We start from the raw sequence: 22,719 nt of genomic DNA, 5'->3' as shown, positions 1-22,719 counted from the left end.
GGCAGTTCGGTTAATTCTGACCGGTAGTGTATAACTACAAACAATTAAGGAATTAACCAAACTATGTGCAAATAGGAAATTTTCTCTCAAAGAGAGTTCTTTCCGACTGATTCCTAAATGACTTCCAAAATAACAAATCTTTGTGTGTGATCAACATTAATTCTGGTTGATCCTGCCAGAGGTCACTGCTATCAGTATTCGACTAAGCCATGCGAGTCAAATGTTTTTCGTAAACATGGCGTACTGCTCAGTAACACGTGGATAATCTGCCCTAAGGTCAGGTATAACTCCGGGAAACTGGTGATAATCCCTGATATGTCATAGAAACTGGAATGTTCTGTGATTAAAAGCTCCGGCGCCTTAGGATGAATCTGCGGTCTATCAGGTTGTAGTGGGTGTAGAGTACCTACTAGCCTACGACGGATACGGGTTGTGAGAGCAAGAGCCCGGAGATGGATTCTGAGACATGAATCCAGGCCCTACGGGGCGCAGCAGGCGCGAAAACTTTACAATGCGGGAAACCGCGATAAGGGGATACTGAGTGCCAGCATATTATGTTGGCTGTCCACCTGTATAAACAGCAGGTGTTAGCAAGGGCCGGGCAAGACCGGTGCCAGCCGCCGCGGTAACACCGGCGGCCCGAGTGGTGGCCACTATTATTGGGTCTAAAGGGTCCGTAGCCGGTTTGATCAGTCTTCCGGGAAATCTGACAGCTCAACTGTTAGGCTTCTGGGGGATACTGTCAGACTTGGGACCGGGAGAGGTAAGAGGTACTACAGGGGTAGGAGTGAAATCTTGTAATCCTTGTGGGACCACCAGTGGCGAAGGCGTCTTACCAGAACGGGTCCGACGGTGAGGGACGAAAGCTGGGGGCACGAACCGGATTAGATACCCGGGTAGTCCCAGCCGTAAACGATGCTCGCTAGGTGTCTGGGACGGTGCGACCGTTTCAGGTGCCGCAGGGAAGCCGTGAAGCGAGCCACCTGGGAAGTACGGCCGCAAGGCTGAAACTTAAAGGAATTGGCGGGGGAGCACTACAACGGGTGGAGCCTGCGGTTTAATTGGACTCAACGCCGGAAAACTCACCTGGGGCGACAGCAATATGTAGGTCAGGCTGAAGGTCTTACCTGAATCGCTGAGAGGAGGTGCATGGCCGTCGTCAGTTCGTACTGTGAAGCATCCTGTTAAGTCAGGCAACGAGCGAGACCCGTGCCCACTGTTGCCAGCATATCCTTAGGGATGATGGGTACTCTGTGGGGACCGCCGGTGCTAAACCGGAGGAAGGTGCGGGCTACGGTAGGTCAGTATGCCCCGAATCTCCAGGGCTACACGCGGGCTACAATGGCCGGGACAATGGGTCCCTACCCTGAAAAGGGTTGGTAATCTCATAAACCCGTCCGTAGTTCGAATTGAGGGCTGTAACTCGCCCTCATGAAGCTGGAATCCGTAGTAATCGCGTTTCAATATAGCGCGGTGAATACGTCCCTGCTCCTTGCACACACCGCCCGTCAAACCACCCGAGTGAGGTATGGGTGAGGGCATGGACTAGTGCCGTGTTCGAACCTAAATTTCGCAAGGGGGGTTAAGTCGTAACAAGGTAGCCGTAGGGGAATCTGCGGCTGGATCACCTCCTAAGCATGATAGGCAAAAAGCCTATCACCACTTACCGGTCAGAAATCGAAAAACTGTCAGATTCAAGAAAAAAGGCAAGATTCAATAAGTGAATCTTCTATGGGCTTGTAGATCAGTTGGAAGATCGTCGCCTTTGCAAGGCGAAGGCCCAGGGTTCGAATCCCTGCAAGTCCATTATTAGTGCACTCACAGAGTAACGTCTGTGGGGAAGGATGAAGCGGCTGAAGCAACAACAGCTGCTATGAAATCGTGTATATGCATGCATATATCAGACGCTCACTGGACAAAGTGAGATGGACTCTGGTAAATATGCCTTCAGGTGGATGGCTCGGCTCAAGAGCTGATGAGGGACGTGCCAAGCTGCGATAAGCCCAGGGTAGGTGCATGGAGCCTATGAACCTGGGATTTCCTAATGGGTCTTCCTAACACATTTTGTGTGTTGATCAACAATGATCGGGAACGCCCCGAATTGAAGCATCTTAGTAGGGGCAGGAAAAGAAATCGAAGAGATGCCGTTAGTAATGGCGAATGAACACGGTAAAGTTCAAACTGAATCCCACTGGAAACAGATGGGAGATGTGGTGTTGTAGGTTTTCTCTAAAGATCCCACCTGGTTGAAGTTTAACTTTTCTGGAACGTTAGACCATAGAGTGTGATAGTCACGTAAGCAACAACCAAAGGATCTGGATTATAACCTGAGTAGCGTGGGTCGGAATTCCCGCGTGAATTTGGGAGGCACCAACTTCCAAAACTAAATACTCCTTGAGACCGATAGCGAACTAGTAGGGTGACCGAAAACTGAAAAGTACCCCAAGAAGGGAGGTTAAAAGTGCCTGAAACCTGGAGGCGATAGAGCGATATGGCGTTAAAGGATCTTTATTATGAAGGAAACGGTCGCGAGGCCGCAGTACGGGTAATATTGCCAATGTCATATCTTACGTTTTGAAGAACGGGCCAGGGAGTATATTCAAATGGCGATGGCTAACTTGCAAATAGGAAGCCGAAGCGAAAGCAACATGCTCGCAACCGTAAGGTGAGGAGCGACGTATACAAGTGCGTGGAGTCATTAGGATATGACCCGAAGCCGGGTGATCTAGGCGTGGGCAGGTTGAAGCGTGGCGAAAGCTACGTGGAGGACCGCAAGCGGTATTGATCTGCAAATCATTCGTGTGACCTGCGTCTCGGAGTGAAAGGCTAATCTAACCCGGCATCAGCTGGTTCCTTCCGAAACATGTCGTAGCATGACCTAACTGGAGATAGTCGGTGAAGTAGAGCACTGATTGGTGGTCCCGGGGAAGAAATTCCTCAGCTGCTTGTCAAACTCCAAACTCACCGTCGTCGAAGAAAGTTGGAGTCCGGACTACTGGGGTAAGCCTGTAGTCCGTAAGGGAGACAACCCAGCCCGTGGTTAAGGTCCCTAAGTGTCGACTAAGTGTTAATACTAAAGGGCGTCCTAAGCCCTAGACAGCTGGAAGGTTAGCTTAGAAGCAGCTATCCTTTAAAGAGTGCGTAACAGCCCACCAGTCGAGGTTTGGGGCCCCGAAAATGGACGGGGCTCAAGTCGACCACCGATACCACGGAGTACCGAAAGGTAATCTTGTAGGAAGGCGTTGCGTTCGGGCAGAAGCAGGGCTGTGAAGTCCTGTGGACCGTGCGGAAACGAAAATCCTGGTAATAGTAACAGCATAGTTAGGTGAGAATCCTAACCGCCGAAGGGGCTAGGTTTCCTCGGCAATGATCGTCAGCCGAGGGTTAGTCGGTCCTAAGACGTACCGTAATTCGAGTACGCCGAAAGGGAAACAGGTTAATATTCCTGTACCTCATGACAATGAAACCAACGTTTTTGGGCAGGCCAAGCGGCGCCGTCGCGCCGTCTAAGCAGCGAATCCTGTGGAGAGCCGTAATGGCGAGAAGCAGGCGAATCTGTAATGGCGAAAGTTGGCTGCACCCGGGAACCCGTGAAAAGGAAGTCATGGGTCCGTACCGAGAACTGACACAGGTGCCCCTAGCTGAAAAGGCTAAGGCGTGTCGGAATAATTTGGCTAAGGGAATTCGGCAAATTAGCTCCGTAACTTCGGGAGAAGGAGTGCCTGCTATGAAGATAGCAGGTCGCAGTGACAAGAGAGCTCTAACTGTCTAATATCAACATAGGAGATCGCAAACCCGTAAGGGCTAGTACGATCTCTGAATCCTGCTCAGTGCAGGTACCTGAAAACCCGGTTCAACGGGACGAAGGGCCTGTAAACAGCGGGGGTAACTATGACCCTCTTAAGGTAGCGTAGTACCTTGTCGCTTAATTGGCGACTTGCATGAATGGATCAATGAGAGCTCTACTGTCCCTAGCCAGAGTCCGGTGAAGCTTACTTTCTAGTGCACAGTCTAGAGACCTCTAGGGGGAAGTGAAGACCCCGTGGAGCTTTACTGCAGCCTGTCGCTGGGTTGTGATTTTGGATGTACAGTGTAGGTAGGAGACGTCGAAGTCGGTGCGCCAGCATCGATGGAGTCGCCATTGGGACACTACCCTTCCAGAATTACGACCCTCACTCCGAGAGGAGGACCCCGATAGGTGGGCAGTTTGCCTGGGGCGGGACGCCCTTGAAAAGATATCAAGGGCGCACAAAGGTTGACTCAAGTGGGTCGGAAACCCACTGAAGAGTGCAAGAGCATAAGTCAGCCTGACGTTATTCAGCACAGTAGTGGATGACGAGACGAAAGTCGGTTCTAGCGAACTTTTGAGCTCGCTTGGTGCGAGCCAAAAATGACAGAAAAGTTACCCCGGGGATAATTGAGTTGTTGCCGGCAAGAGCACATATCGACCCGGCAGCTTGCTACTTCGATGTCGGTTCTTTCCATCCTGGCCGTGCAGCAGCGGCCAAGGGTGAGGTTGTTCGCCTATTAAAGGAGATCGTGAGCTGGGTTTAGACCGTCGTGAGACAGGTCGGTTACTATCTACTAGAGGTGTCTGTAGTCTGAGGGTAAGCTACTTTTAGTACGAGAGGAACAGAGTAGCGGCGCCACTGGTGTATCAGTTGTCCGACAGGGCATTGCTGAGCAGCTACGCGCTAAGGAATAAGAGCTGAATGCATCTAAGCTCGAAATCTGACTTGAAAAGAGACTACATTAAGGATCCCGGTAAAAGACCGGTTTGATAGGGTCGGGATGTACGCACCAAGGCAACGAGGTGTTCAGTCCGCGGCTACTAAAAATCCGTGCCTGTCTGTCTTGCTTTGTCCAGGCGAAATCTGATATGTGTATGAGAGTATTCACGATTCATTGATAAAGTATTTATACAATGGTTCCATCCATGTATCGCTCATTGCCAAGATGGCGGAGCGGCTACGCAATCGCCTGCAGAGCGATTCCATTCCGGTTCGAATCCGGATCTTGGCTTAAACTTTATCGTTCATCGTGAGTGAGTTTGGCGGCCATAGCGGCGGGGCAATTCCTGTACCCATCCCGAACACAGAAGATAAGCCCGCCTGCGTTCTATACTGTACTAAAGTATGAGAGTCTTTGGGAAATATGGAACGCTGCCATCTCACTCACACATGATTTCTAAATTCTATTTTCTACAATTCTTTTCTATTACAAATAACTAAACTTACAGTTTTGGCTGTTTATTTTGGTAATCTAAAATGATTGATTCTACATTAATCAATGCACAGTTAGCAATATTCTACTATTTTTACTGTATATCCGTAAAATAGCGGTACTGGTTTTATTATAACTTATTATATTATATACAATAATATACTCAAAAGCACCTTTATAGCATAAAGTCAGTAGGTAAATTGTTTCTCTCTTGTTCAAAAATGGGGCTCAACAGCCCTCATTTTCTTTTTTAGTAAACTGTGCTTTTCCGAGCAGTTCTACATTCTTGATTACAAAAATTGGTAATAGATGTTGCACTTTTATTTATTCATTTTACTTCATATCACCTCTTTTGATACGTTCCAATCTATCGGAAGTAATTATACGGGTAAAGATCAATGTTTACAGGATATCGCATGTGGGGAATTCCATGAAAGAATATGATCTGATAGTAATTGGCTCTGGCTCAGGTATGAATTACGTGAATGCAATGCTTGATGCAAATCCTGAAATGAAAGTTGCCTTGGTAGATAAAGACGAACCAGGGGGAATATGTCTTACAAGAGGGTGCATCCCTTCAAAGATGCTTCTCTATCCTGCAGAACTTGTAAGAGACATTGAAAAAGCAGGAAAATTTGGAATAAAGGCTTCAATCAATAATATTGACTTCAAAACTATAATGGACAGGATGCGCTCGACAATATCATCAGATATCGAAGGCATAAAGCAAGGCTATACATATATGCCACGTCTGGATTTCTATAATGAGGCGGCAGAGTTCGTTTCACCCTACACAATGAGAGTAGGGGAGGAAAGCATTACTGCTAAAATGATATTCCTGTGCACTGGCTCTAAACCTGCAATTCCGCCGGTAAAAGGACTGGAAGAAGTAGATTATCTAACAAGTGATGATGTCCTGAAACTTACAGAGCTTCCCGAAAGCCTTGCCATAATCGGAGGTGGCTACATTGCAGCAGAATATGGCCATTTCTTCTCATCAATGGGTTCTAAGGTCACGATAATTGGCAGAAATGCCCGAATTATTCCTGAAGAGGAACCAGAGATATCAGTCTTGGCAAAAAAAATGATGTCAGAATATATGGATATTCTAACCAACTGCGAAGTCATTGAAGTAAAGAACTCATCAGAAGGAAAGCTTGTAGTTGCAAAAGACCGTGAAACCGGCGAAGAAAAAGAGGTTGTTGCATCTGCAATACTAGTGGCAACCGGAAGAAGTCCTAATACTGATATTCTGAAACCTGAACTTGCAGGAATTGAAACCGATAAACACGGTTGGATTAAAGTAAATGAACATCTTGAAACCTCACAGCCAGATGTCTGGGCTTTTGGTGATGCAAACGGAAAATATCTTTTCAAGCATGTTGCAAACCATGAATCCAGTGTTGTTTACTACAATGCAATATTGAAAAAGAAAATAAAAGCAGACTATCATGCAGTTCCGTATGCTGTTTTTTCATATCCTGAAATTGCCGGAGTCGGAATGACAGAAAGGCAGGCAGTTGAAGAGTATGGAGAAGACAATATCATTATTGGTTTTTATCGTTTCCAGGAAACTGCAAAAGGAATTGCCATGTCCCTTGAGGATGAGTTTGTAAAAGTTATATTTGAAGGGCAGACTCAAAAAATTCTTGGTGCTCATATAATAGGTCCGCAAGCTTCAGTGCTCATCCATCAGATAATCCCGCTTTTGTACACTGAAGGCCAGGATGCCAGTCCGATAATGTATGCAATGGACATTCACCCTTCACTTAGTGAGGTCATCAAAAGAGCATTTTATTCAAGAGTTCCACTCAATGAATATCATATGATAATGCAGGCTTACGGACTTGAAGAAGCAGAGTAATTAAAAGAGAGTAACAAAAAATAAAATAGAAAGTATGAGAGAACTTTAGTTCTCTCCTATCCATTCGTTGACTTTGTCCGGGTTTGCATCTACCCATTTCTGAGCAGCTTCTTCCTCAGGTACACCATCTGCAAGGTCAGACATTACAGACTGGATGTCATCATGTGTCCAGTTGAATCTGCTTATTATTCCATAAAGCTCAGGATCATCTTCTGCGAGTCCTACTCTTGCAAGGGTCTCTACGTGGTCTGCTTCACCATAGACTCCATTTGGATCTTCAAGATATTTCAGATCAAAACTGTTAAATGCCCAGTGAGGTGACCAGAGTGTTACAACAACCCATTCTTCGTCTGCAATTGCGCTCTTAAGTTCAGCTGTCATTCCTGCACTGCTGCTTGATACAAGCTCATAATCAAGACTGTAGTTCTCGATTGCAGTTTCTGTGGTAGACATAATTCCAGCCCCTGGGTCAATTCCAATGATTTCACCATCGAACATATCCTTGTTATCATTGAGTTCATCAATGGAATCAATTGTTACATATGTTGGAACAACAAGTCCAATGCGGCAGTCTTCAAGATTTACTGCAACACTGTCAATGTCATCTCCATACTGTTCCCAGTAATTCTTCTGGGTCTGTGGAAGCCATGCGGAAGTTGTAAAATCGAACTGGCTGTCTGCAAGTCCCTGATAGAGTGCACCTGCATCAACAGCAATTATCTCAACATCATAGCCTGCCTCTTCAAGGACAAGTTTCATGACATTGGTACTGGCTATCTCTCCATCCCAGAGTACATATCCAATTGTTGCTTCCTTTACTTCATCGGTTGTTCCTTCTTCTGTTCCTGTATCTGTAGTGCCCTGATCGGCACATCCACTTACCATAACAAGTATGGCAAGCACTAAAATCACTGAAAGTACTTTTATTTGACTTTTCATTCTATCACAACATTTTATGTAATAATAAAGACCGGATGGTCAATAATTTGAATTTGTAAATTTTGAATCATTTTTTAGGAGTTAGATTTTGTGTAAGTCTATCAAGAATTATAGCAATGATAACAATTGCAAGACCAGCCTCGAATCCCTGTCCAATATCTACTCTCTGGATACCTACAAGTACCTGATAACCAAGTCCACGTGCACCTATCATTGCAGCGATAACAACCATTGAGAGTGAGAGCATGATACATTGGTTCACACCGGCCATTATTGTGGGCAAAGCAACGGGAAGTTCTACCTTGAAAAGTTTTTGTAGCGTTGTTGTTCCAAAAGCACTTGCAACCTCTTCAAGTTCAACAGGAACCTGACGGATACCAAGGTTTGTCAGACGGATTGCAGGTGGCATTGCAAACACAATGGTTGCCACAAGACCCGGTACATTTCCAAGTCCGAAAAATATGACTGCAGGTATCAGGTAAACAAATGAAGGCATTGTCTGCATGAAATCCAGTATTGGTTTGACAATATGGAATACTGTTTCATTTTTGGCAGCCATGATACCTGTTGGAATTCCAATTAGCAATGCCACAAGGGCCGACGATAATACAAGAGCAATCGTTTCCATTGAAAGTGTCCACAGGCCCATACTATCTATTAGCAAAAGCCCGACTATGCTTCCTATTGCAAGTCTGGTATTTTTTCCGGAAAGCAGGTAAACAAGAATCGCAGCCACAATAATAAATGCAAAAGGTGGTAAAAATAACAAAACATCCTTAAAACCGGATATTAGCATATCGATGATATCACTGAAGATATCCATCAAAAAACCGAAATTGTCATTCAGCCAGTAAACTCCTGATTCTACTGTTTCCCCTATGGGAAGTTCAGGTAAGACCATTCTGATCATCCTCCGTGATAGCCAGAGCACCAAGTATGCTGCCTCTGACAATAACTCCTATGAGTTTATTATTATCATTAACCACTGCAATCGGACATGTGCATTCGGCAATCATTGGAATTATTTCCTTGATAGGCACGTCCGGTTTTATAGACAGAATATCTGTAATCAAAACATCCTGCATTGTTTTCTTCTCTTTCACAGCCGCAACGGCATCATCAATATAGAGTATTCCCTTGACAATTTTGTCAGGATCAACAACAAATATCGATGATATTCCATGTTTCTTCATAAGCTGAAGCGCCACTTTAATCCCTGAATTGATTGAAACAACAGGTTCAGGTCTTTTCATCACGTTCTCAGCAGTAAGTATTTTAGTCCTGTCAACACCGGCAACAAATTCAGAAACATAGTCATCTGCAGGGTCTGTAAGTATCTCCTCTGCAGTACCTATCTGGGCGATTATACCATCTTTCATGATGGCTATACGGTCACCGAGTTTCAGTGCCTCGTCAAGGTCGTGTGAAACAAAGACAATAGTTTTTTTCATCTTATCCTGAAGTGCAATTAATTCATCCTGCATTTCAGATCTGATAAGAGGGTCAAGTGCGCTGAATGCTTCATCCATAAGCAGGACGTCAGGGTCAGTAGCAAGAGCTCTTGCAAGTCCTACTCTTTGTTGCATTCCTCCGCTTAGTTGTGATGTTTTGCTGGATTCGTAACCTTTAAGTCCTACTTTTTCGATTGCCACTTCTGCCTTTGGATATCTTTCCTCTTTTGATACACCTTGAATTTCAAGTCCAAAAGCCACATTATCGATAACAGTTCGATGAGGAAGAAGTGCAAAACTCTGGAATACCATACTTAACTTTTTTCTTCTGGTTTCCCGGAGTTCTTTATCATCCATGGTGGCAATGTCATTGCCGTCAATCAGAATATGACCGTCACTTGGTTCAATCAGACGGTTAAGGCAGCGTAAAAGAGTAGATTTTCCTGAGCCGGAAAGTCCCATAAGCACAAATGTTTCCCCTTCATAAACATCGAAACTGACATTATACAAACCAACTGTCTGTTTTGTCCTTTCAAATATTTCCTGTTTAGAGACGCCTTGCTCGACCAAAGAGATTGCTTTTTGAGGGTTTTTGCCAAAAATCTTGACAAGATTACGAACTTCTATTTTCTTTTTTCTATGAATTGTAATACCTCAATTTGAATAACGATAATTTAAATTAACTACTTCTATTTTTGAATGGGCGACCCTATATTAATGTATCGTTTAACTCCAGTAGAAATGAGCTTTATTATGTTTGATTTTGACAAAATAAGCTCAAAAATGAATTTTCTTTTTATTTTTATAAAATCAGTGACTATTGTGTATTCTAATTTTATATAATACCACACTCGAGTGAAAATAAGGGCAATTGTAAAAAAAAGGATGAAGAGAACCCTGGTTCTCAGTCATCTAATTAAGTAACCTGAAATTATTCCCTTTCCTCAAATAGAACCAAGGATATCGATAAGGTCGAATGCCTCATCTCCGATAATCAGAATGTTCTGGGTATAAAGATACTTTACAACCACACTATCATTGTCAAATACAATAGCAGGATTCTCACTGTCTGATAAGTCAAGTGACCATCTACCGGAAAAACCTTCTGATATTTTCTCATCTATGATATCCACTGCTTCCTGAGGGATGTAGAAATCATCATCTGCTGTAAGTACAGAATTTCCGTCAGCCATTGGAACACCAACAACAACACCTTCAAGGTCGTATTCTGTATCATCAATTATCAGGATATCCTTGCTAACAGGAAGTTCTGCAACAACACCTCTCCTTTCGATTACAACAACAGGATTGTCACTGTCTGTTAAATCAAGTGACCATATTCCAGGGTATGCCTCATCAACTTCTACGAAGAGTTCTTCGCCTACATCTTCAAGGTTGAATCCGAATGCATCAGCAACACATGTTGCAAGTTCAGTGTTGTCAAGAAGTCCGGTTGGTTTATCTGGTCCGTATGCCCAGAGAGGGACATCTCCACCAGCATGTCCACCTGTTGTCCATCCGATTTCCACTGTACCTTCTTCTCCCTTAAGAGGGTCTACAAGTTCTTCAACTGTAAGGTCTGTATAGGATGTGTCATAGTTTCCGATTGTCATACCACCGGTGTTGTGGTCAGGGAAAACAATTACAAGTGTGTGTCCGTCTTCTTCTGCAAAGTTTACAGCTGCTTTTACAGCTTCGTCAAATGCAAGGAAGTCAGTTACCATGTATTCAGGGTCATTTGCATGTCCTGCCCAGTCAACCTGGCTTCCTTCAACCATAAGGAAAAATCCATCTTCGTCTTCTGAGAGGAGTTCTATTGCCTTTTCTGTCATTTCAACAATTGAAGGTTCTTCTGTAGTTTCACGTGACATCTCTGGCTGCATGTGCTTGCTTGCAAACATACCCCATACCTGTCCGGTTGTTACAGCTTCCATTTCATCAGTTGTAGTAACGTACTGGTATCCTTCATCAAGAAGTACTTGTTTGAGGTCTTCTCCATCGTTACGGTCGCTGTCAAGATACTGCTCTCCACCTGCAAATACTACGTCAATATCCTGGTAGACAATGTGCTCCATGATTTCACTGTCCATTCCTCTGTCATGAACGTGAACTGCAAATGCTGCAGGTGTTGCATGGGTTATGCTTGATGTTGCTATAAGACCGGTTGCCTTTCCTTCAAGCTTTGCACCTTCAAGGACAGTTGCCAGTGGTACATAAGGTTCAGCCATGTCTTCTGCATCATAAATTGAGAGCAAGTCTTCAGCTCTTGGTCCGACACCAAGGAATCTGACTGTTGTCTTTTCACCGGTTGCGAAAGCTGTTGCAGCAGCAGCAGATCCAGTGATAACAGAGTTTGCCATGTTTGTGGAAACCATTCCGGTATACATACTGTCAAGCTGGAGCTCTTCTCCACTGTACCAGCGTGCAAGGGTCTGGATGTTCTGGTCACATCCATCAGGTACCATTACAATAACATTATTGATCTTTTTGTTTGAGTTTCCATCATTCGGTTTGTTGTCGCTGTTGTTGGCAGCTACAGCAGGTGCTGCACTTCCAAGAACAAGCATGAATACAACAAATAATGCAAATAATAAATTGTGTCTTTTATCCATCTAATCACCAACCTCTTCCAAGGTTATTGGCTGATTTTCAGATTTGAGACATTAGTAGTTTTTACCAATAGATTATGTAGCCTAATTGTGTTTTTTATTTATTCATAGCACTATATACAAAATGTCAGCTACAATAGCTAAGTAAAAATATATTCTTCTATATATTTTGACAAAGCTGCATCATCTCGTTTTTCTATATACTGCTCGTAAAATAAAAAAGAAAGTGAAAGCTATGCTTTTCTGATATTACTATAATACATGCACTCATCCCTGCTGAAAAGCGGCATGTCGATATCATCATCAACTACCTGGGCAGTTGAACCTCTTACAAGAACAGCAGGCACACTTTCCCCGGCTTCTCCCATAAGGAGCTGAGCAGCAGAAACGAGATTATCAGCAACTGCTTTGCGGGTGATAGTCATCTCTTTTCCAAAGAGATCATGTGTTCCCCTTGCATCCTCAACAGGAATAATTCCGGAAGTTCCAAGTGCAATTCCAACACAACCAAGTCTCAGTGGCTGTGTACGGCTGTCACCAACAATAACTCCAATTTTGCATTTGCAACACTTTTTGATTTCTCTCCTTATCCTGCCAGCACTTTCCTGTGCATTTTCAGGGAGAAGCACAACATATCCTTCAGGTGCGTTGGAAGCATCAATACCTGCATTAGGAGCAAGTGTCCCTCTTGTAATAGTAAGAGCTGCTCCCGGAACGCCGCCGAATATCTCATCGCATTCCTGGACAATGAGTTCCATTTCCCTGACATCAAGCTGGTATTTTTCAGCAAGCTCTTTTGCTTTTTCACCGGGGTTTATATCATCAAGACGAACAAGGCGTCCTTCAGCTGTTGCAAGCGGTGATTCGGCAATGATCAGGATGTCATTATCCTGGACGTTTAATCCTTGCTTTTTAAGCGAATTAATGATAATCTCTGCAATGTTATCTCCGGGTCTGATTATCGGAGTTTTAATCCCAAACATTTGCAGGGACGGGAATGATATCTCCTCTGGCATTAGTCTTCTCCTGTAAGATAATTCTTCATAATTTTGATGGCGCAGTAATCGCCACACATGGAGCATGGTCCTTCATCAGGACACATTTGTGAAGGCCTGTCAGGGTCAATAGCAAGTTCTGCCTGTCCTCTCCAGTCAAAGTCTGCTCTTTTTTCAGCAAGCATAAGATCTGCCTCATTTAATCCGTATTTCATGGAATCTCCGATGTGAGCTGCAATCCTGAATGCAATGAGTCCTTCTTTAACCTGTTGTGGGTTTGGAAGTGAGAGATGTTCTGCCGGTGTAATGTAACAAAGGTAATCTGCACCTGCACCACTGGACATGCTTGCACCAACTGCTCCTGCAATGTGGTCATAGCCTACTGCAATATCAGTAGGGAGCGGGCCTGCAACAAATAGTGGAAAATCAGCTTTTTCCTTGTATAATTTCACAGAACCCGGAATATCGGATGCCTGTATATGTCCTCCCATACCGTTGATTATCACCTGGACACCCATTTCATTTGCTCTTTTTGCAAGTGCAGCATTTGTCTCAATTTCCATCAACTGAGCACTGTCTTTCAGATCATGGATGCATCCGCTTCTCATGGTATTTCCAAGGGATAGCACAACATCATTCTTTCTGAGTATCTCCATTATCTCATCAAAATGCTCGATGAAAGGATTCTCACAGTCATTGAGAAGCATGAAACTGCTGGTAAAGGAACCACCTTTTGAGACCATTCCCATGACTCTGCCTGTGCCTTTAAGCTGTTCAAGCATTTTCCTTTCAACGCAATGGACCAGTACTGAACTTACTCCTTCATCAACATGTTTTTTCAGATAGGAAAGAATGTCATCAATAGTTAAGTTCTCCATTCCGCATTCAACGATTGTCTGGTAAATAGGAACTGTTGTAACCGGGAGTTCTGTGTTCTCAAACACCATCTTCCTGATGGCAGAGATATCTCCTCCCATTGAAAGGTCAGTAATTGTAGCTGCTCCGTATTGCTGTGCCACCTTTACTTTTTCTATCTCAGCTTCAGGGTCAATTGCGGCAGAGGATGTTCCAAGGTTAACATTTATCTTGGTGCTGGCACCTTTGCCGATAGCAACAGGTGGACAGCCTTTACGTGTCATTATCACAAGGCTGCCATTTGCAACTCTTTCCAGAACAAGTTCTTCTTCAATATTCTCATTTTTTGCAATTTCCAGCATCTCAGATGTGAGGGTGCCCTCTTTTGCATGGTCGATTTGCGTTTTTGTCATTATCGTTTCTTCCTGATATCGGCCATTTCAAGTATGGTTGGTGTATTGTTATGTTTGCCAATTGGCATAAGATGAATTCCACGACTGAGTTTTTGCAGTTCTTTAATCGCTTCTGCACAAATAACCATACCTTCTTCTTTTGGTTTTTCAGTGGAGTCCATTCTCTCTATAATTTCATCAGGTACGTTAATTCCAGGAATGTTTCCGTTCATGAACCGTGCCATGTTTGCAGATCTGAGTGGAATTACTCCTGCAATAATCGGGACTTCAATATCTTCTATAGATTCCATGAAGTCTTCGAACATAGAAATATCATAAACTGCCTGGGTTTGCAAAAAGTCAATTCCCGTTTTGACTTTCTTTCGCAGTTTCATCATCTGTGCTTTTCTGGAAGGATCGGTATTTGTCACAGCTCCAACAACAAACTGAGGTGGATTCTCTATGACATTGCCTGCAAGGTCAATACCTCTCTGCATTTTCCTGACAATATTCAGAAGCTGCACAGAATCAAGGTCATAGACCGGTCTTGCTTTAGGATGATCGCCTTTTGTTGTGTGGTCACCTGTCATTATACAGATGTTCCTGATGCCCATAGAATAAGCTCCAAGAAGATCGGATTGAAGTGCAAGCCTGTTCCTGTCCCTGCATGTAAGCTGCATGATAACTTCATGACCACCGTCAAGGAGAGCTTTACTCACTGCCAGCGGGCTCATACGCATGATAGCTTTCTGATTGTCAGTCACATTGAGAGCATCAACCCATCCTCGTGTAAGTTCAGCATCAGAAATCATCTCTGCAAGGTCTGTTCCCTTGGGAGGGCTGACCTCTGCTGTTATTAAGAAATCATTTGAAGAGAGTTTGTCTTTGAAGGTCCGGGACATCGGGGAATTATATGTTTGTCAGGGTTTTAAAATCATCGCAGGAGCGAATCGAGTTTTTCTTTCAGGAGTAAGTATTTCTCTTCGTTTTCAGGATAAAGGTCAATAAATCCGGGGTCAGTCTTTACTTTGATTGCTTTAGAATAATGGGTCATTCGATATGAGTTGTAAAAAATGATGACCATCATTATGGGAATAAAGAATACGAGAGAGATATTTGTGGCTTCGTAAAACCCGTATTTTCCGATTGATTCAAAACCATCACTCACTTCCATAACCGTAACACTCAACACAATAAGTCCTAGAATTAAAAAGAACGGTTTTCGGTATTTGTTTAAAGTGTTGTTGAAATCAGAAATCTCTACTATTTTTTCCACAGGGATTTTTAGATCTTTGAACAATACCTTTTTCACAATTAGTTCATTGTTGTTGATTATGATTTCATAACATGACCGAAGGTGAATGACTGCTAAGGTTATCGATATTATTAAAACAACACTAAGGTAAGTCCAGATACTCCGGTATAAATGGTCAATCAAAGTTAAGGGTACGAATACAAAAAACGTGGCAATTATCACTGGTATGGATTCATAATCAGGAATATGCAACGGGACTTTCATTTTGATTTCATCATTTATTTTATTCATTTAGTATCAAATCTCTGAATTCTATGGGCTTGTGCGTGTGAAACCTGAATTTGTCTTTATTGGTTAGCACTTCTAAAAATGCAGGGTATCTGATTCTCTTTTCTGCATTGAAATAAATGATTAAATAAAATATTATGAGCATTGAACTGGAAAGGAGTGATAATATCCGTTTTTCTGACGATATGTTTCCAGTGAACATTCTTTGCATGTTCCTGTATACAAAATATGATGTACTTGCTATCAAAACCAGCATAATTAATGTGAATAAAATGTGGTATTTTCGAGATATATTGTTTCTACCTTTTATTGTTTTTACATCATTCATGTTTATTGTAGTCGGACTCAAAACAAATCTGTGAACAATAATGTTGTTGTTTTCGATTTCGACAGTAGTGATATCCTGCAACATAATTATTGCAAGGCATAGATACCATATTGAGAAATAAATAATATCAATGGTAAGAGTATCCAGACCCAGTACCATTATTAGGAGTAAAAGTGCCACCGGAAACGTTAGAATAATAGGCAATCTCAAATCGCCTATTTTATCCACACTCATTTTCTCTTTGAAATTAACCGAAGTCATGACATGCAGTTTCCTGTGTTTCAATTATCCGTTTAAGTTCATCAGGTTCCTTTGAGTAGAATATGAACTTTGATTTATCAGTGTCCACTCTCAGCAAATTAGTATATGGAAGTCTTTTTAGTAGATTTATAATAACTACTGCTGATAGGAATACAATCCAGAACTCATAAAGGAATATATTTATTCCTTCCATGAACGTAACTCCTGCTATTTCATAATGAATATCTTGTACGGCTTTGAAAGTAAGATAAGCTGTAAGTAAAAGTAATATGACTACCATTGATAAACGATATGCGTAGTTTCTATTTTTCTTTATCTGTACATCTTTTATCTCTTTCTTGTTAATCACAAGCGGACTGAAAAGAGGTCTATGAATTATTATCATGTGGGGATTTATCTCAACCCGTGTCCGTTCTTTGACAAAAAGAATGATGAATCCGATGTACCAGATTGCATAGATCAAAACCTTGCATTCAGGTGATTGCAGACACAGAGCATAGAGTATTAAAGTTCCTACTATCATGGGAACAAGAACTTTCAACATGCTTTTGTCAAAAGTAATATCCACTTGCATCTTTTGTTTAAAATGGGTGTCTGTATTCATTTCAGCAATCTCTTCTCAGAGTAGAATCTGATTTTGATAGAATTTGTACCATCAGAAAGTTGGGGAGCAAGGCCACATGTACGTGAGTTTTGATCGGATGGTATTGTGTGACCTTGCGGTTGGTACATTGGGTTCCCACGGACTTTCTCTATTTGTGGGGGTTATTACTAAAAAACACATTAATTTATTTAGTTGTTATGGCCAAAGATTCAAACTGTGGGGTATAAAATCTAAAAAATACAGTTTTATCAGAAATCTCTTTATTCTTTCATTCCGGTTGCACTAAGGTATGCATCTTCCAGTGAAAGAGAGTTCTCGATAAGTTTGAATACCTCTCCGCCGTTGTTCACAATTAACTTGTTAATTTCGGGTTTAACATCTGTTTTAGAGTTAACATATATCTCCAGAATATTCTTCTCTTTTAATTCGGTTTTTACAACATATTCCATGTTTTCTACTAAAGATACTATTTCAGGTGACATGTTGTAAATTCCAACTGTAATTACTCCATTTGACTCAAGCCGCCGGATATCTCCAATTGTTCCTTCAGTGATAAGCTTGCCATTTTTCAAAATCCCTACATGGGTGCATATCTCCTGAATTTCCAGAAGGTTGTGGGATGAAACTAAGATTGTAATGCCAATATCATTGCACTCACGGATTATCTGTTTGACCTGTCGCACTCCAACAGGATCAAGACCGTTTGTAGGTTCATCGAGAATGAGTATTTTAGGGTCATTTAAAAGAGCTTGTGCAATGCTTAGCCGCTTTTTCATTCCATGGGAAAAAGAGCCAACTTTTTTTGTCATTTCATTTGCAAGACCAACACGTTCCAGTAAAAACATTGATTGTTCCTGTCCTTCATCTTTGCTAAGACCTTTCAGTCTGGCAAAATAATTCATGTGGCTAAGGGCAGTGCGTTCATCATAAAATTCAGAATCTTGTGGAACCAGACCTAATATATTTTTGATTTTCTCAGCTTCCAGGGACGAATCCATGTTATCAATAATTATCTGACCTTCGTTTGAAATTGAGAGTCCAGATAGTATCTTGATAGTAGTTGTTTTTCCGGCACCATTTTGTCCAAGAAAACCGTATATACTTCCTTTTTCCACATCAAATGACAGATCATCCAGTACGTATCTTGGACCATATTTTTTGTGCAGGTTTTTTATGGAGATTGCTGTTGCCATCATAAATCTCTCCTTTTAAACGCTAATACATCAATGGATAAAGTGGCAATTATAAAGACCAGCATTGAAAAGAGGTTCTTGATTATATTGAAATAGTCACTTTCTCCGGAGGTATTTCTCATAGTTTCTGAAACAGCAAAAGCATAATATGGCGGAGTTAAATACTTCAAATACTCGATGCCACCCTGCATGAAGAAGTATATAGTGATTCCCAGTAGTACCGCGGACATTGTAAATGCTATTTTGTTATTTCCTGACAGAATTGAAACGAAGGAAAACAAACTGATAAAACAGCCCAGATACAGACTTGAAAATAGCCAGAATAATATCATTTTTTCCAGGTCAAAGGCATTGCCTGATATGAAATTATCTACCTGTCCTACAATTGCAACAACTAAAGTAAGGAGTGCAAATATCAGGAATAAAAAACAAAACTTGCCAAGCACAAAAGATGCCCTGTCAATTTTTGAAATTATATATCTGATCGTTCCATTCTCAACTTCGTTGCTTATGCTGTCAAATGCTGTAACAAGTATGAAAAAAGGTCCGATAATCAGTATTATCATGAAAGAAATATATGTGAACGGAATTTTACCCTGATCTGAAAACAGGAATGCTAAAGATGTGCTGTAGTGCATTGCCAGAATACAAATGAATGCTAAGGCACTGCTGAAAAACCATACATGCCTGCTTTTTACCCCTCTTAATATCTCGTCCTGGGCAACAATTCTTATTTTTGATATATTCATGTTATCAGTCCGTTTTATTGTCACTGATGTTGCATGCGACAAATGCTGCAAATGATCCAACTATTGCATTGAATAAAAAATTCATAATTGCAAACCCACTTAAAAGTGATGTGGCTGCGATACCTGATTCTAATACAATTTTTCCGTCTTTAGTTAATAATAACATCAAGACCCATGCAATTATGCTATATGTGGACACTGCTAAAAAAGTGTATTTTTGAGCGTCTCTATCCATTTTTATGCCCAGCACTATTCCTGTTATGATGGCAATTAAGATTCCTAAGCTAATTACGCTTTTATTCAAGGCGTTGGCTATTCCAAGAAACGTAAGTCCTGTGAATATCACTATTAGAAATAGGTGTTTGTTGTTCATTGATTTCCCGTTTTCTTTTTTGAGTCGATATAACTTTACAATCTTATATGGCCTATGTGTATTTTTTATTAGTATGTACTCTTATCATTTTTATTTAGCTATTATGGCCAGAGCTCAAACTAAAAATACCATAGTTCAATTTTTAACGCAAAAAACACCAGTAATAAGCCAGTTTGAAAAAGAAAATAGAAGGTTGATGACTTTATATCAGCCGATAGTAAAGTCTGCTATGAGAACTTCACCAGTATTTGCATCAATAATAACAAGTCCTGGAAGACTTTCACCAAGTCCAAGGTTTGGGTCAGTAAACTTCATCCACCATGCCAGACGAATTTCATCAGTTTCAGTATATTTCCAGATAAGTTTAGATGATATTACTTCTATACTATTCGAAACCTTACCCTCGTATGCTTGCTCTTCTATGAATTCTTTTAAGTATTCGGCAGCTTCTTCTTCAGTTAGAATTGATTCATTATCTACTGTATAATTATTTTCGTTCAATGTTTCCCAGTGTTCCCTGTAGCTTGAAACTTCTCCAGTTTCTGAATTTACGCTTATTGTCGCTCCATCCGATATGAGAGGAACACCGTTAATTATCCTGATGTATTTTATGTGGTAGAATCCCGGAAGGTCATCTGCATTCTCCCGATAATTAATAAATTCAAATCTTATTTTATTCAACTGCTCATCCGTAAGCTTTGTTTCCATATATTCTTCTGATATTTCCAGAGCTTCTTCTTCACTCACTTTACCATCAGAAAATGTCTCTTTTGAACCATCATAGATAAAGACTAAATTTCCATCATCAGCATCTATTCCAGCAAGAACGCTCCTATCATTGCTGGTTTTTGATGTAAGTTGCCATATTATTCCAAAATCGTCATCATTAAGAAGTTGTCCATTGATAGAATCAACTTCAAGGTCTGGATTTTCAGCTAGTAATATATTTTTAGCTTCTTCCAAACTTACAGTTACTTCAGTTGTGTTAGGGTCAAGATATTTGGAATCAACTCTGTCTCCTTTTGTAGTGACTGTGCATAACAGAGTTCCATCATAAGGATCAATTGATGCTACAATACTTTCATTATAGATAGTTTTAGATGTCAATTGCCATATTATTCCAAATTCGCTTTCGTTAATTAGTTCTCCATCTACAGAATCACTATCTATATCTGAATCTGTGGATGTCAGTATGTCTTTTGCTTCTTCTAAAGTTATATTTACTTGTGTTGTATCAGGATTTAGATAATTTGAATGGCTTGAATGTTCTTCTTTAGTAATACTAGTCCATTCGTGTTCTGAAGCTATTGATCCTATTATTGTTAGTGCAACTAGTATTAAAACTGCTATGAGAATGTGTTTATGATTAACATGATTTATATTGAATATCACTCTTCAGTCTCTTGAATAAGCAAATAATAAAATATCGTCTCTGATCTATTATTATTATTATTATTATTCTGCAGTTTCAACCATAAAAGGCTGATCAGAAACGCCTGTAATGTGTATGTAATCATGATACTCTGAATAAAGCTCTCCAATATATGTATTATTAGTATTATCATCCAAAGTTACTTCTATTCTATATGCACCCTCTTCCTTTTTGAGTCGAGCAGGATATATTTCATCACCAGGAGCCACTATATATGTTTCTTTGAATACGGACGTGTTGGTTGAATCAAAGATTTCGACTAAGACCTCATGTTTGATTTCGTCGTCGTTATGCAAAGAAAAACTGACATGATTTTCTATTACGTATTCATGGTCGGAGTAAATAGCATAAACGATTGTTCCCGCCATAATCAGCAAAATTAATCCGATTATAAGTTTTTTATTACTTGATATCATGTTTGATCCCCATAGCTGAAATTAAAGAGGAAGTAAAGTTACTTCCTCTGTTATCGAGCCACATCTATCATCTATTCTTATCTCAATTCGCTAATGCTCCTACTCAAATGCTGCTACTATGTTTTTTACCTCACGTATTGATCTTGCATTATCGTGGTCTGCATCACCATTGCCAGTAGATGTATTGGTGGAAAATTCGAATTGCATCCCTCCTAAATAACCAATTCCTTGGAATTGACTGTACATAATAGAATATCTATCCCATACCTGCAAGTAGGTCCATTGGGTGGCCTTCGCATAAATAGGAGTTTCATTATAGTCTTCATGATGTGCGTTGAATACATGACCGATTTCATGTGCTACTACCATAGATCTATCATCTAAATCTGCAGTATATGTTGAGTTACCAGGTGTCATTTGTGCTAATGCATATGCTTTATTAGGTGTAGTATCATATTTATACGCTTTTCCTATTACATTATCGTCAATTTCTTTTCCAGTGTATAAGAAAGCTATGTCACAGTTGTAATATTCTTTTACAAAATCATCCCTGTCCCTGAATTCGTTTAATAGGGCAGTCCCATTTGTCTCATCCAACCCTGTATCGCGAACCACGTGTGTAATATCCAAGTTAACACCAATATCAGATGAAGAATATACTTCATTCACAGTCTCCATCATGTCATATATTTCATTGCAACAGTCATCATAGTTTCCAAAGATATCTCTAAACTCTCCATCATATATTGCTAATAAATCTACAGTAGTAGCTGATTTAGTACTTTGTGTAGATATCATGCTACTTGCAATAGCTTGCGTGGATAATTCACCACTTGTAAAAGTATCACTTGTCTCAGTACTATCATAAACTAGGTCATCTGAACTAGGAAGAGTTCCACTAGGGGATATATCTACATTACTGTACACAACATTAACTGCTGTTTTTTTTCCATCTCTTTCGATATACCCTGCTCGTTCAATTATGTATTTTATGTCACCGATTTCCACCCTACCAACAAGTCCTGTGTCCGACACGGTAAAACGAGTCTTGCTTTCAGGATAGCCGACAACTTTTCCATTGTAGGTATATATTTCTGGCATTTCAATTTCATATAGGCCGGTTTCATTATGAATGGCGAGTGTATCTCCTTCATTAATATATATAGCAGGTTCTAACTCTAATTTGAAATCTTCCCCTGCTATCTCTATCGTAATTTCACCTGAATTCGCATCCTTTTGAAAAGCTATAGGATCAACGGTTACAAAATCATATTTCTTTATTGAATCAAAGCTGCGTAAATTAAGTCTATCACTTTTATCAATACTAATTTTTTCAAAGTGTTCATTCAGTGTATCAGATTCTACAGATGCCTGTAAATTATCATTTGACGCTTCTACTGCTTCAGCACTTGCAGCCATCGAACAAATGATTGCTATTACAAAGCAAATAGCTATAGTTTGTTTATTTCTCATTGATTTCACCTTTTGTTTA

Annotated in this window: 18 protein-coding genes, 2 tRNA genes and 3 rRNA genes; 6 read left to right on the top strand and 17 right to left on the bottom strand. The window is 40.9% G+C overall.

Features of this window, described 5'->3' with window-relative positions; translation table 11 throughout:
- Positions 1-159 precede the first annotated feature (159 nt).
- From METTI_RS07005 to METTI_RS06980, 6 genes are all read left to right on the top strand, one after another.
- Positions 160-1,633, top strand: a 16S ribosomal RNA gene (locus METTI_RS07005).
- A 100-nt stretch (positions 1,634-1,733) separates the two neighbouring features.
- Positions 1,734-1,806: transfer RNA gene (locus METTI_RS07000), tRNA-Ala, on the top strand.
- Positions 1,807-1,927: 121 nt separating this feature from the next.
- Positions 1,928-4,853 (top strand): 23S ribosomal RNA (locus METTI_RS06995).
- Positions 4,854-4,950: 97 nt separating this feature from the next.
- Positions 4,951-5,022 (top strand) — tRNA-Cys (locus METTI_RS06990).
- 27 nt (positions 5,023-5,049) lie between these two features.
- A 5S ribosomal RNA gene (gene rrf, locus METTI_RS06985) occupies positions 5,050-5,171 on the top strand.
- The 16S, 23S and 5S rRNA genes sit together here with 2 tRNA genes alongside, the layout of an rRNA operon.
- A 482-nt stretch (positions 5,172-5,653) precedes the next feature.
- Positions 5,654-7,087, top strand: coding sequence for a dihydrolipoyl dehydrogenase (locus METTI_RS06980; protein WP_023845119.1), 1,434 nt, complete (start codon positions 5,654-5,656; stop codon positions 7,085-7,087).
- A 45-nt stretch (positions 7,088-7,132) separates the two neighbouring features.
- Here METTI_RS06980 and METTI_RS06975 read toward each other — a convergent pair whose 3' ends face one another.
- The 17 genes from METTI_RS06975 to METTI_RS06900 all read right to left on the bottom strand — a co-directional run bounded on the left by METTI_RS06975 (position 7,133) and on the right by METTI_RS06900 (position 22,700).
- Positions 7,133-8,026, bottom strand: a complete 894-nt coding sequence (locus METTI_RS06975; protein ID WP_023845118.1) for a glycine betaine ABC transporter substrate-binding protein — start codon at positions 8,024-8,026, stop codon at positions 7,133-7,135.
- Between the two features lie 67 nt (positions 8,027-8,093).
- Complete coding sequence (locus tag METTI_RS06970) at positions 8,094-8,927, bottom strand: ABC transporter permease (protein ID WP_023845117.1); 834 nt, start codon at positions 8,925-8,927, stop codon at positions 8,094-8,096.
- Positions 8,914-10,047: a quaternary amine ABC transporter ATP-binding protein gene (locus METTI_RS06965; protein WP_245596092.1), complete on the bottom strand. Its 1,134-nt coding sequence runs from the start codon at positions 10,045-10,047 to the stop codon at positions 8,914-8,916. The genes METTI_RS06970 and METTI_RS06965 overlap by 14 nt, the downstream gene beginning before the upstream one ends.
- 374 nt (positions 10,048-10,421) lie before the next feature.
- A complete protein-coding gene (locus METTI_RS06960; protein ID WP_023845115.1) occupies positions 10,422-12,089 on the bottom strand; it encodes an alkaline phosphatase in 1,668 nt (555 codons plus the stop codon).
- Between the two features lie 230 nt (positions 12,090-12,319).
- Positions 12,320-13,102: a coenzyme F420-0:L-glutamate ligase gene (gene cofE / locus METTI_RS06955; protein ID WP_023845114.1), complete on the bottom strand. Its 783-nt coding sequence runs from the start codon at positions 13,100-13,102 to the stop codon at positions 12,320-12,322.
- Positions 13,102-14,349, bottom strand: a complete 1,248-nt coding sequence (gene thiC / locus METTI_RS06950; protein ID WP_023845113.1) for a phosphomethylpyrimidine synthase ThiC — start codon at positions 14,347-14,349, stop codon at positions 13,102-13,104. Before thiC ends, cofE begins: the two co-directional genes overlap by 1 nt.
- Positions 14,349-15,230, bottom strand: coding sequence for a methylenetetrahydrofolate reductase (locus tag METTI_RS06945; protein ID WP_023845112.1), 882 nt, complete (start codon positions 15,228-15,230; stop codon positions 14,349-14,351). The genes thiC and METTI_RS06945 overlap by 1 nt, the downstream gene beginning before the upstream one ends.
- A gap of 32 nt (positions 15,231-15,262) precedes the next feature.
- Complete coding sequence (locus METTI_RS06940; protein ID WP_023845111.1) at positions 15,263-15,874, bottom strand: hypothetical protein; 612 nt, start codon at positions 15,872-15,874, stop codon at positions 15,263-15,265.
- The gene (locus METTI_RS06935; protein ID WP_023845110.1) at positions 15,867-16,460 is read right to left on the bottom strand and encodes a hypothetical protein; all 594 of its coding nucleotides are present in this window, start codon (positions 16,458-16,460) and stop codon (positions 15,867-15,869) included. Before METTI_RS06935 ends, METTI_RS06940 begins: the two co-directional genes overlap by 8 nt.
- Positions 16,447-17,064 (bottom strand): hypothetical protein, encoded by a 618-nt coding sequence (locus METTI_RS06930; RefSeq protein ID WP_023845109.1) that lies wholly within the window; start codon positions 17,062-17,064, stop codon positions 16,447-16,449. The genes METTI_RS06935 and METTI_RS06930 overlap by 14 nt, the downstream gene beginning before the upstream one ends.
- Positions 17,061-17,192 carry a hypothetical protein gene (locus METTI_RS16180; RefSeq protein WP_281170037.1) on the bottom strand — a complete coding sequence of 44 codons (132 nt, stop codon included), beginning with the start codon at positions 17,190-17,192 and terminating at the stop codon, positions 17,061-17,063. Before METTI_RS16180 ends, METTI_RS06930 begins: the two co-directional genes overlap by 4 nt.
- Positions 17,193-17,324: 132 nt before the next feature.
- Positions 17,325-18,260: an ABC transporter ATP-binding protein gene (locus METTI_RS06925; protein ID WP_023845107.1), complete on the bottom strand. Its 936-nt coding sequence runs from the start codon at positions 18,258-18,260 to the stop codon at positions 17,325-17,327.
- A complete protein-coding gene (locus METTI_RS06920) occupies positions 18,257-19,006 on the bottom strand; it encodes an ABC transporter permease (RefSeq protein WP_023845106.1) in 750 nt (249 codons plus the stop codon). Before METTI_RS06920 ends, METTI_RS06925 begins: the two co-directional genes overlap by 4 nt.
- A gap of 4 nt (positions 19,007-19,010) precedes the next feature.
- Positions 19,011-19,379, bottom strand: a complete 369-nt coding sequence (locus METTI_RS06915; RefSeq protein WP_023845105.1) for a hypothetical protein — start codon at positions 19,377-19,379, stop codon at positions 19,011-19,013.
- 207 nt (positions 19,380-19,586) lie between these two features.
- Complete coding sequence (locus tag METTI_RS06910) at positions 19,587-20,771, bottom strand: YcdB/YcdC domain-containing protein (protein WP_023845104.1); 1,185 nt, start codon at positions 20,769-20,771, stop codon at positions 19,587-19,589.
- Between the two features lie 63 nt (positions 20,772-20,834).
- Positions 20,835-21,227 carry a hypothetical protein gene (locus METTI_RS15100; protein ID WP_023845103.1) on the bottom strand — a complete coding sequence of 131 codons (393 nt, stop codon included), beginning with the start codon at positions 21,225-21,227 and terminating at the stop codon, positions 20,835-20,837.
- 99 nt (positions 21,228-21,326) lie between these two features.
- The gene (locus METTI_RS06900) at positions 21,327-22,700 is read right to left on the bottom strand and encodes a M12 family metallo-peptidase (RefSeq protein ID WP_023845102.1); all 1,374 of its coding nucleotides are present in this window, start codon (positions 22,698-22,700) and stop codon (positions 21,327-21,329) included.
- Positions 22,701-22,719 lie beyond the last annotated feature (19 nt).

The organism is Methanolobus tindarius DSM 2278 (genome assembly GCF_000504205.1).
GTDB lineage: Archaea > Halobacteriota > Methanosarcinia > Methanosarcinales > Methanosarcinaceae > Methanolobus > Methanolobus tindarius.
The sequence above is the reverse complement of the archived record's forward strand: the minus strand, read 5'-3'. Positions and strand labels throughout refer to the sequence as shown.